7 protein-coding genes are annotated in these 11702 nt (G+C 42.5%); 3 read left to right on the forward strand and 4 right to left on the reverse strand.

Annotated features, from left to right (window positions below):
- Nucleotides 1-86: 86 nt before the first annotated feature.
- Entirely contained in the window at nucleotides 87-3353 is a 3267-nt protein-coding gene (gene carB / locus VB740_RS08555; protein ID WP_323199611.1) for a carbamoyl-phosphate synthase large subunit, read from the reverse strand.
- A 553-nt stretch (nucleotides 3354-3906) separates the two neighbouring features.
- On the reverse strand, nucleotides 3907-4461 hold the full coding sequence (locus VB740_RS08560; protein WP_194044835.1) for a Dps family protein: 555 nt from the start codon (nucleotides 4459-4461) through the stop codon (nucleotides 3907-3909).
- 432 nt (nucleotides 4462-4893) lie between these two features.
- Here VB740_RS08560 and VB740_RS08565 point away from each other — a divergent pair, with 432 nt between their 5' ends.
- The 3 genes from VB740_RS08565 (at nucleotide 4894) to VB740_RS08575 (ending at nucleotide 6313) form a co-directional block, all read left to right on the forward strand.
- Nucleotides 4894-5142 (forward strand): Asr1405/Asl0597 family protein, encoded by a 249-nt coding sequence (locus tag VB740_RS08565; protein WP_323199612.1) that lies wholly within the window; start codon nucleotides 4894-4896, stop codon nucleotides 5140-5142.
- Nucleotides 5143-5213: 71 nt separating this feature from the next.
- Nucleotides 5214-5882, forward strand: coding sequence for a (2Fe-2S) ferredoxin domain-containing protein (locus VB740_RS08570; RefSeq protein ID WP_323199613.1), 669 nt, complete (start codon nucleotides 5214-5216; stop codon nucleotides 5880-5882).
- A 200-nt stretch (nucleotides 5883-6082) separates the two neighbouring features.
- Complete coding sequence (locus tag VB740_RS08575) at nucleotides 6083-6313, forward strand: hypothetical protein (RefSeq protein WP_323199614.1); 231 nt, start codon at nucleotides 6083-6085, stop codon at nucleotides 6311-6313.
- A 105-nt stretch (nucleotides 6314-6418) separates the two neighbouring features.
- Here VB740_RS08575 and VB740_RS08580 read toward each other — a convergent pair whose 3' ends face one another.
- Entirely contained in the window at nucleotides 6419-9121 is a 2703-nt protein-coding gene (locus VB740_RS08580) for a pentapeptide repeat-containing protein (RefSeq protein WP_323199615.1), read from the reverse strand.
- A 283-nt stretch (nucleotides 9122-9404) separates the two neighbouring features.
- Entirely contained in the window at nucleotides 9405-11525 is a 2121-nt protein-coding gene (locus tag VB740_RS08585; protein WP_323199616.1) for a tetratricopeptide repeat protein, read from the reverse strand.
- Between the last annotated feature and the right edge of the window lie 177 nt (nucleotides 11526-11702).

Genomic DNA, 11702 nt, shown 5'->3' on the forward strand with positions numbered 1-11702 from the left:
TCCCCTGCTCCCTCTGCCTCCCCTGCTCCCCCTACTCCCTCTGCCTCCCCTGCTCCCCCTACTCCCTACTCCCCACTCCCCACTCCCTACTCCCTCCCAATCGGGCAATACTCTTGAATGGGTTTTACGTCTAAAGTCGTATTTTGTAAAGAACGAATGGCGGCGACGGTGGCTTTCGCGCCGGCGATGGTAGTAATGATGGGAATTTTGTAAGCTAAGGCTGTGCGACGGATTAACCTAGCATCAGTCTGGGCTTCTTCCCCTGAAGGTGTGTTGATAATAAGTTGGATTTTCTGGTTTTTGATTGCATCTAGGACGTGGGGACGGCCTTCATGAAGTTTTAACACCAACTCAATATCTAACCCCTGTTCGAGAAGAACTCGCCGTGTACCAAGAGTAGCCATCACTGTAAAGCCCAAATCGATAAACTCTTTCACCACACCACTTGCAGCAGCTTTATCGCGATCGCTCATTGATACAAATACAGTTCCACTTAGTGGTAAACGCTCCCCAGCACCCAATTCTGCTTTGGCAAAGGCACGGCCAAAGTCGCTATCAATCCCCATCACCTCACCAGTGGATCTCATTTCTGGGCCCAATATTGTATCAGTTCCTGGGAATTTATTAAAGGGTAATACAGCTTCTTTTACAGCGATATGTGTGGGAATGACTTCTTCGGTAAAGCCTAGCTCCTCTAAGGTTTTACCCGACATAATTAAGGATGCTAGTTTCGCCAACTGTACACCCGTTGCTTTAGAAACAAAGGGCACTGTACGCGAGGCGCGGGGGTTGGCTTCCAAAATGTAAACTTGGGGCGAATAGCTGCTTGCACCCACAACGGCAAATTGAATATTCATCAATCCCACAACTGACAGCGCTTGTGCTAGCTGCACCGTCCAAGTGCGAATTTGATTAAGAACTGCTGGTGATAGGGAAATGGAAGGTAAAGAACAAGCGGAATCTCCTGAGTGAATCCCTGCTTGTTCGATGTGTTCCATGATGCCACCAATCACCACCCGTCCTGTGTGATCGGCGATCGCATCTACATCGACTTCAATGGCGTTTTCTAAAAACTTATCAATCAAAATCGGATGTTCTGGTTCTATGAGTACCGCAAAGCTCATGTAGCGTTCCAACTCAGTATCGGAATAAACGATTTCCATCGCTCGTCCCCCCAACACATAGCTCGGACGCACCACCACCGGATAGCCAATACGTTTAGCAACAATCAGCGCGTCTTCGTAACTCCGCGCGATACCATTGGGCGGTTGGGAAATATTCAACTGTTGCAGAATCTTTTCAAACCGTTCCCGGTTTTCTGCCATGTCGATAGAATCTGGCGATGTACCCCAAATTTTAGTGCTGAGTGCTGAGTCCTGAGTGCTGAGAAACTGCTGAAGTGGGATAGCCAACTTAAGCGGTGTTTGTCCGCCAAACTGGATAATTACCCCAACTGGATTTTCTGTTTCGATGATGTTAAGAACATCTTCTTTTGTTAAAGGCTCAAAGTAAAGGCGATCGCTGGTATCGTAGTCTGTCGAAACTGTCTCAGGGTTAGAGTTGACCATAATCGTCTCATAACCAGCTTTCTTCAAAGCATAGGCGGCGTGACAACAACAATAATCAAACTCAATTCCCTGCCCAATGCGGTTGGGGCCACCACCCAAAATCAACACTTTTGGCTTGGTTGCGGGCAAAACCTCTGTTTCTTCTTCGTAGGTAGAGTAGTAGTAGGGGGTAAAGGCTTCAAACTCAGCGGCGCAGGTATCTACGGTTTTGTAAACTGGGATAATTCCTAGTGACTTGCGGTAAGCGCGAACTTCATCTTCGGTGGTTTTAGTGGCATAAGCAATTTGGCGATCGCTATATCCGTCCCGCTTCACTTCATAAAGTTGCTCTTTTGTCAATTGCTGTAAAGGTGTCCGCTTCAGGAATTTCTCGACATCTAGCAGTTGCTGAAATTTATCTAGGAACCACGGGTCAATACCAGTCAGTTCATAGATTTCCTCAGCACTAATCCCTAGTTGTAAGGCATGGCGCACCGAGAAAATGCGATCGGGGTTAGGTGTCCGCAATTGGGCGCGAATTTGTTCACCACTGGGTAATTTTTCGGCTTTGTCGCAGCCCCAACCAGCGCGACCTGTTTCGAGCGATCGCAACGCCTTTTGGAAGGATTCGTTGAAAGTCCGCCCAATTGCCATTGCTTCCCCGACTGATTTCATTTGGGTTGTCAGTACTGGGTCGGAGCCGGGGAACTTTTCAAAGGCGAAACGGGGGATTTTTGTCACCACATAGTCAATTGTTGGCTCAAAAGACGCGGGAGTTTTCTTGGTGATGTCATTTTTAATTTCATCCAAGGTGTAGCCCACAGCTAGCTTTGCTGCCATTTTGGCAATGGGGAAACCAGTGGCTTTGGAAGACAAAGCCGAACTACGGGAAACGCGGGGGTTCATCTCAATTACAACCACATCCCCATTAACTGGATTGACGGCAAACTGGATATTAGAACCGCCAGTTTCCACACCTATCTCGCGGATGATTTTAATTGCCATATCCCGCAGCCTTTGATATTCTTTATCAGTGAGGGTTTGCGCGGGAGCGACGGTGATTGAATCCCCGGTGTGGATGCCCATAGGGTCAAGGTTTTCGATGGAGCAGATAATCACCACGTTATCTGCCAAATCACGCATCACTTCAAGTTCATATTCTTTCCAGCCGAGTAAAGACTGGTCAATGAGAATTTGCGAAACGGGGCTGGCATCTATACCTACCTGTGCCATTTCTTCAAATTCTTCTTGGTTGTAAGCAATACCGCCGCCACTTCCACCCATTGTGAAAGCTGGACGAATAATTAGGGGATAAGTACCAATTTGGCGGGCAACAGCTTTAGCTTCTTCCAAAGTTTCGGCTGTGTCGCTGGGACACACAGCTACCCCAATCCTTGCCATTGCTTCACCAAAAAGTTTTCGATCTTCGGCTTTCTCAATGGCTGGTAGTTTAGCGCCGATTAACTCAACGCCGTACTTTTCCAACACCCCATTTTTGGCTAAAGCAACGGCGAGGTTGAGGGCGGTTTGTCCTCCCATCGTCGGTAGTAGAGCATCAGGGCGTTCTTTCTCGATGACTTTTTCGACCAATTCTGGAGTCAGCGGCTCAATGTAAGTGCGATCGGCCGTTTCCGGGTCGGTCATAATCGTTGCAGGGTTGGAGTTGACCAAAACCACTTCATAGCCTTCTTCTCGCAGCGCTTTGCAGGCTTGAGTGCCAGAGTAGTCAAACTCACAGGCTTGTCCAATCACAATTGGGCCAGAGCCTAACAGTAGAATCTTCCGGAGGTCATCACGGCGGGGCATAGTCGTTGCCTTGGAATACGAGAATACAAATCCTGATTATTTTAAGGGTCTTTACCCCCTCTCGTGCTTTTTATTATTAAGTTTTCTAAGTTTGATGACAGAAAGAGGCAGGGGGGCAGGGGGCAGGGGAGGCAGGGGGAGCAGGGGGAGTAGGGGAAGTAGGGGAAGAATAACTATTAATTATTGACCAATGCCCAATGTTCAATGATTATTTTGTATTTCTAATTTTATTTAATTGTGATGCTTAAATTTTTGAAGCTTTTGCAAATATTTGTTATCTAAGCTGATGATGCTTTTCAACAACTGGTAATTTATTGCGGCATAAATCTATTTGCTTATTCAGCACAAGTAAGTTACTTAGATAAAAATCTATCCTAATTAGCTAATTGCCAACTTTTTTCAATACTAAATATTATATAAATATGTTTACTTGTATTAAAAATGGCAGAGAAAATAGGGATACCATTCTCTGCCATTTTTAATAATATTTTAAGAGTTAGTGCTGCTAACTTTTTCTTTCAGTCTAGGTAGACAAATCTAGATTATGAGAATTTTAGCTTTGAGCAGCTTGCACAAACCCTAAAGTTAAGCTGTCTTTAGCGAGGAAGTGAGATAAATGATAAGCACGTTCCTCAGTTTTCAACAAAATCTTTTCGTATAGATAGCGTGTACCGCGATCGCCTAAACTCTCTGCCTGAGCGGCTTGGCGACGAATTACGCCAATAATTGCTTGTTCGGCAGCTAGGTCATTTTCCACCATTTGGCGAGAGGAATATACACCTTCAGATTCTTGCTCAAAACAGGTTAATTCTGCTAGTTTGCTAAAGGTAGCTACTGGCACACCACCCAGTCCATCCAAACGTTCGCCAATTTCATGAACGTGGTCTTGTACTTGGTTGTAGCTTTCGTTAAAAAACTCATGCAGAGAGTAAAATTCTGAACCTTCAACTACAAAATGATGCTTTTGGTACTGTAAGTACAGTGCCTGGAAACTAGCTAATACAACATTGAATCCTTCTGTAACTGGAGCAGTTACGCTGTGATCCAGCAACACAGGATTGTCATAGACATGACCAAAATTCCGTAACAAAGTTTGCGTTTCAGACATTGTGTTCCTCTCTTCCTCACAGTTATAGATTTTAACTGCTTATTGCTTACATATTAACATTTTAATAAGAAGAACAAGCCAATTCGCCATCTCAATATTTTGTATTTTTGCATACTAAAAATCTCAAGTTTATTGTTGGCTGGATGATGGCTCGTTCATCAAGTTGCATATATTTATCATTACTATTGACATTCAAGCTTAAATGTGGGGACTCCCTAAAATGAGCAGAAAGAGAAAATCTTACCTTGTCTTCCTTATCTCCCTCTCAAGATAGGATTGCTAGAAAAATTTTATTTTTTTTTCAAAGTTACTGAGAATTGTTTGCACTTAAGGTATGCTGGTTTTAAGAGGTTATACTCCTCAGACTCTCAAAAAGCAGAGAGTCAATCGCGGTAGTTACTGCAAGTTTGTTGCACTTTGAGGGCAATTCTCTTGAAATCGTTTAGTTCAGAAATAGAAAGCAACCACCTTGTAGAGGTGAATTGGGCAGACCGCTGGCAAGTCTATCAACGCCTAAAGGAGTTAGACATTCCCTGTAGTTGTGCGGCTAACCAGCCATTAAAAGTTGAAATTGGCTCTCCTATGGTGGCTGTTCAACTTTGGAGTGTGATACGGCGATTAACAGCCTCCCGTCAAGACCAGATTTGGACTCTTGACCGCTGCTGGAAAAGTCGCTACTAACAGTTTTAATTTTTGACTGCTGAGAATATCTCGCTTGATAGCTTGGATTAATTAAAAGGAGGTTAAAAAAAATGGGTGCATCTCACAGTATGGAAGTATCAGAATTTTGCCTTGAGGGCAGATTTATAGATTTTGTTATTAAAGATGGCTATAAGCTCAAAGGTTTACTGCTGGGTACTCATGATGGTGAATGCTACATTAAACTCGCTAAACATTTACGGGCTGCTTTTGATTTACGGCTACCAGCAGGTACTTGGCTACAAGTTGTTGGTTATAAAGAACACGATATAAAAAAAGACAAAGTTACACTAAAAGCTGAACGTGTGATGGCGGCGCGTTCTGAAATGGGGATAGTTCCAACCATCGCTGCACTACAAGAACCCCCATCTATTGATAATGTCAAGGTAAAACCAGCTAAGACTAAAGCCACAATTTTGGTATGTCAAAAGTCTGATTGCATGAAACGCGGTGGTAAAGCAGTTTGTCAGGCATTGGAGGCGGCTTTAAGCGATCGCGGTTTAGAAGACCAAGTTACAATCAAGGGCACTGGTTGTATGAAAAATTGTAAAGCTGGGCCAAATTTAGTTATGCCAGATAAAACACGCCATAGCCGAATTCAAGCGGCACAGGTTCCGGCGTTGATGGATAAGCATTTTGGCGACAAGAGTTTGTCAGCACAGCCAGAGAATTTAAGGGAAATTACGATATCTAATGGCAAACTTTGGAGAAGTAATTCATAAAATCTTGACATTTCAATGAGAAAGCTTAATAATATCTTCTCAAGTGTGTTCCATTAATTAATACTCGGCATTAGACTTTTGCCAAGTATTTGCAAGAGTTTTAAATTAAGCGATCGCCTACGGTTTGTCGTAAGTAAGACAAAGTAGTAGTAGCGATCGCTTAATATTTGTAGGCAATTGGGTTTAGCGATCGCATTGTCATGAGCAACCTCAGCGTCCAGCTTCCTGACTCTTTATACAAAAGTTTGCAGGAACTTGCTAAACAAGACGGCATTTCTATCGATCAGTTTGTGGCGACGGCAGTTGCGGAGAAAATCGCTGCACTCACAACTGAAATTTATTACTCTTTCTGCCACCGTTTCTATGGTAGACCGTTGCGCTTTGTCATAAAAGAGGCAAAATCGCATAATATTTCTATGCAATTGAGTTGAGGGCTGCTTTGGTAGGGTGCGTTAGCAGCAACGTCACGCATCGAAAGTCTCTAGAATGATGTATTAAGAATATAATCAACTTTAAAAATTCTTAATGTTTGTAAGTCAGTCATTAGAATCTGAACCCTCATTCAAGTCTGCTACATTTTCACTCTCAAAATTTGTCCGTTTAAGTCTTGGCCATTCAAGATTCGCCCCTTTAAGATTTGCCCTTTCAAGATTTGCACCTACAAGATTCGCCCCTAGAAGATTCGCCCCTACAAGATTTGCCCTTTTAAGATTCGCCCCTTTAAGATTCGCCCTTTCAAGATTTGCGCCTTCAAGATTTGCGTCTTCAAGATTCACTACTACAAGCCATGCTGCTTGAATATTTACACCTTTCAAGTTAGCTGCAAAGAAATGAGCAAAAGCAAGACGTGTATTAGACAAATTTGCTCCTTCAAGATTGGCATTATGAAAGTCTCTATTATGCAGAATACATTCTGATAAATTCAACAAGCTAAGACACTCCAATGCAAGTACATTATTACTGTCTTTTCTTTGTCCTTGAATTTTTGAAATCCATGTACCGAAAGCTTCAGGAGTATGCCATTCAATTTTTGAAACTGTCTTTGTCACTCTCGCGCAAGCATTTAACGCAGCCAACAACGCTTCTTCTGCATTTCGTGCTTGTCTATTTTCTTCTTGAAAATCAGGTCTGGGAGTCAAGCGATCCATCGGTATTCCATGACGCAACATAAAACTAATCAGATGGCATAATGTCTGCTGCCAATTGCTAACATCCGATGCATTCTGTAAACGCATCTCATCCGCAACAAACTTAAAAAGGTATTCATCCATCGGGGATGCACCGCAGAGAATTGCCCACCTTTTTAAAGCTTCGCGCTCATTCCATCCTTCATCTGGATCATCCTGACGATCCTTCAGCTTTTTATGAATGAGTCTAACTTCTCGCACGATGCGTTTTGCTGTCAAATATTCACCAAAACTTTTGTGAGTAAATTCAAAAGTTTTTTCCTGTTCTTTAACTCCACTCTCACGAAAATAAAAGGCAGTCAAAAGACGAGTTACGCCTAATTTGGCACTTTCCTGAAACTTGTCTAAAAGACTCTTTAAACTACTGTGTTCACAATGGGCTTCAATCTCTCTGACTGTTGTTGTTCGTCCATCTCCATGCCAGGAAGCTAAAGCAATTTCTTCGAGGATGCGAACAAAGTCTTTTTCCTCAATTCCACGAATAGCCGGATGTTGATAACCAGCCCAACCGCGTTTATAAACTGCTGTGAGCAAATTTGCATAAATTGCATTCAGGTTGCCGTCTGTAGGAAATTTCTTTTGCTGGTCAAAACTTAATGCCACCAAGTAATTCAGCAAGGGTTGGGCAGTAATTTCTGTCAGGTTATCTTGGTTTAACTCTTCTGGTAAGCAATCATATCCCCGTCCGCTAGCATTGCCGTATTTCTGCCACCAAATCTGACGTTGATCTTGCTGCAACAAGTTTTGGTCATCAATGTAATTTTTTCTCTCATATTCAGTCACAAAATAAGGCAATATATGCAAGATTTGCTGTGGTTGGCGAAAGTCGCTAATATTTGCTTGCACTACCAGTTCTCGTCCGCCAATTAATACTTGTAAGCAAGTTTCACGCCCATTAAACCGCTCTACTTTTCTTTGGACTTCGCGCACAAATTGTTGAGCAGTCTCAGTGGCAATTTTACCCTGCATAGCAAGCTCATCTAAACCATCGAAGATAATCAGTAAGCGTGAATCAGCCTTATCTTTATCTAGGGGATTATGTCTGAGAAAGCCATCGTCTCTGACAAACTTACCAACTGCCTCAACTAAATCATCCGAGGGTTCAAAATGGTGCAAAGGAATAAATAAAACCGGAATTTTCCCTTTTTCTGCTTGGTTTGCTGCAAAGATTTTGGCAAAGGAAGATTTACCACTTCCTGGGCCACCACTAATGACTCTAATGGCATCATGGCGATCGCCTTTTTCTAACCAAGCTTCTAGTTCAGTTTCTAAGTCAAGAACAATTCGCTGATATTTCTCATCTTCTCTCACCCGGCGTTCAAATTCTTCTTCTTTTTCGCCCCCAACTTTTTGCTTATAGTAGGCGTGTAAAGGAACAAAAACCTGTTTTAAACCAAAAGCTTCTAAAAGCATCGGTTCTTCAACCTGTTTTTGTAGCCAAGCTAAATAACGCTGCCATGACTGTTCCCGTTCATTGGCTTGAGTAAAGGGGGTATCGAGTTCTTCTTTTAAACAAGCATATTTTTCTGGATTTTTTGCCCACTCTTCATGTAGGGCAAACACAAAATAGGTAGGAAGACGATGACTAATTGTTAGTGCCTGTGCCTGATTGACGCTAAAGTATTTTAACCAGTCGGCAAAAGCAGTTTTAACCGCTTCCAGAATCGGCAAATCTTTGGGACGGCTAAAAAAATCTTGGTCAATACGCAATTCTATACTTTCTAGGGAATGGTTGAGGCGATCGCACAATAGCTCAAGATCACTGTTGTTTGGTTTTTCAAACAGTAACTCTTGATTTCCTTTTATCAAACTAACTATTGCTTCTACCAAAGAACGGTAAATTAGTAACCAAGCAACTTCCTCTGGTGCTGATCCTAAACCTAGTGCTGCTGTAGCTTCTACTGCATCTTTGGCTACCTCTCCCCACTGGCCAAAGACTCCATTTATTACACCTTTGCCTAGTGATTTGAATAGTTCTTTAAAGTCAGCCTTAATGGGTTTATTCCATAATGCAACAGGTTTGCTGACTGAAAATCCAGAGGTATTGCTCATCGCTGTTGTATAATGCTGGTAGATGTACTGAGTTAATATATTTCAACAAGGTTTTATCAGATTTTTTCTGAAAACTAGCAGTAGATTTAATAATTTGTCTAGATAAACTTCTAATTTCAGGCTAAAAGGTGCAACATTGAGGATAAAAGGCTCAACGCTGAGACTAAAAAGCTCAACTGTCAGTCTCAAAGGCTCAACGTTGAGGTTCAAAGGCTCCGCTTAATATTTGTATGTAATTGGGTTGAGCGATGCCTGGGTTGGGCTACGCATACGCAAAAAAGTTTTAAATTAGAGAAGACTGCAACAACTGTCGTATAGATGTAGCCTGCACATGGTCAGGGAAGACGGTTAAAAAGTCATCTAGGTCTTGGATCGTTTCACGAACAGATTCAGAGGAAGCACCCTTTGATAAGGCATAGCGATATAACCGCTCTGCTGGTTGAATATATTGAGCAGCTAAATAGTAAAGAGCTAAATTAAAGGTGTTAGACCAGTCTTCAGCATCTTTTTCGTAATGCTGTTTAGCAAGCTTGATGGCAACTGCTAGGTCAGCCCATGCTTTATCTGGTTGGTTAAGGGCTTGGTAGGCTACAGCGCGATTATATAAATACCAATTACTGTCAGAATGTAACTCAATAGCGCGGTTGAAATCTACAAGAGCCTCATTATATAGCTTTAGCATCAGGTAAGTTTGACCGCGATGTGCGATCGCCCAGTCAAGTTTGGGGTTAAGTTCGATTGCGCGGTCAAAATCTTGTAGGGCTTCTGGGTAACGCTTCATTAATCGATAAGTTTGACCGCGACGTGCGATCGCCCAGTCATATTTGGGGTTAAGTTCAATATAAAGGTTCTCCTCATAAGCTTTTAACCCATTTGCTAATTGCTCACCCCAATGCTGAACTTCAGCAGAATCTGCATCTTTACCAGCCTGAAGCATCGTTTCTGCATATTGTTGGGCAAATTTGCGTTGATTTTTGAGTGCAGCAAGAAATTCATTGAGAGATACAGATAAATTCCTTTGCGGTGACTGACATAAATTGTGGTACAACACGTTTAATGTGTGGCTCTGCCAGCTAGGATCGTGCTGTTTATTCTCTTCGTCCAATTGCAGATTGTTCCGCAGGTTGTCATAATAGTCTGCTAACTTGCCATGTATCTCAGCCCAATCCTGTGGCGCTGAAAGGCGCTTGTGGCTTAACATTTGCGTTTTGACGACATCATGATAAGCCCAGCCATCGGTACGTTCGTTGACAAAGGATGTTTTTTTCAGCCAAGTAAATAGCTCATCTGCTTCTTCTTCTCCTCTCAACTTGGCTATAACATCCCGATTCAAGCACCGAGGAATGGCAGCATCAAGCGCCACTTGTCGCCGCTTGGGATCGTCAAGCCATTTCAAAAAGCGTTCTACAGCACTGCTGTTAGCTTCAATTACTTGGTTGGGGTCATTGGGATGAGCATCTGCTAGCATTCCCACTAGCAGGGGTAAGTTTCCAGAAAGGCGCAAAATCACTTCAATAATGCGATTGTCTGTAATGCCTTTGCGAGTTAGATATTGTTGGGCTTCTTTTTCTGTAAAGGGTTCTAGAGGGAAACGAACTATTAACCCCTCGTAAGGTGCCCAATGATTTTTATCTAATTCCTGCCGACCAGCGATCGTTATCAGTATATTGAGAGATACTTCACCGTGACGACCCTCCAGAATTTCCCGTAGCCAGTTATCTAGAAATTCCCCGGTGCGTTCATAAGTATCAAAAAACAGGACAATAGGAGTTTTATCAGCAATTTTAAAAATATCTTGCAAAAATAACGGGGTCAGAACTTCTTCAGGTTCTTGAACTAATAGCACCTCATCTTTATTTGTTATTTTTTTTGCAACATAAGATGCCCATTCTCTAGCTTGGGTAGCGAAAGCATCTTCATCTACAAAGTCAAATACAGCATCTCCTACGGGAACTTGACGCGCCAGACGCACACTACTATTTACCATAGTTTTGCCTACAAAAGCGGAAAAGTCTTGAGGAGCTTCTGGATCGGTTTCTAATTCTTGGCGCTTTTGACGGTAAACTTTGTAGCGTTCTGTAAACTGCGGTAGTTTATGACCTTGCCGTTCTAACTCCTCAGCTAGACGACCCATGACTTCTGGTATAGTTCTTTCAGCTTCATCAACATAAGCCGAAATCATTTTTGCTTCGTCAGCAATTTTACGAAACTGTCGTAGCAAGGTACTTTTACCAACTCCGCCTTGACCCCAAACGTTATACACAAAACAACGGCGATCGTCTTCTGGGGGTAATGCCAAATTTTGGCGAAATTGGTTTACTTGGTCTTCACGACCCACAAAACCTGATTGTTGACGTTGTTTAAGAATATCTTGTATACTCTTGGGCTTGTTTTGCGGGTTCATTACAAGATTCAATTTTAAAGTATTAATGCTTATAGAATAACTACCATATATAAATGCTGTATTTCGGAAGTTATCAAACTTATTTTAGGTAATTTTTATGTGTTGACCTTCTGAGGCTCAACTGTCAGCCTCAAAGGCTCAACGTCGAGGCTAAAAGGCTCAATTGTCAGCCTCAAA

The sequence above is a fragment of the Nostoc sp. UHCC 0251 genome (assembly GCF_034932245.1).
GTDB lineage: Bacteria > Cyanobacteriota > Cyanobacteriia > Cyanobacteriales > Nostocaceae > Nostoc.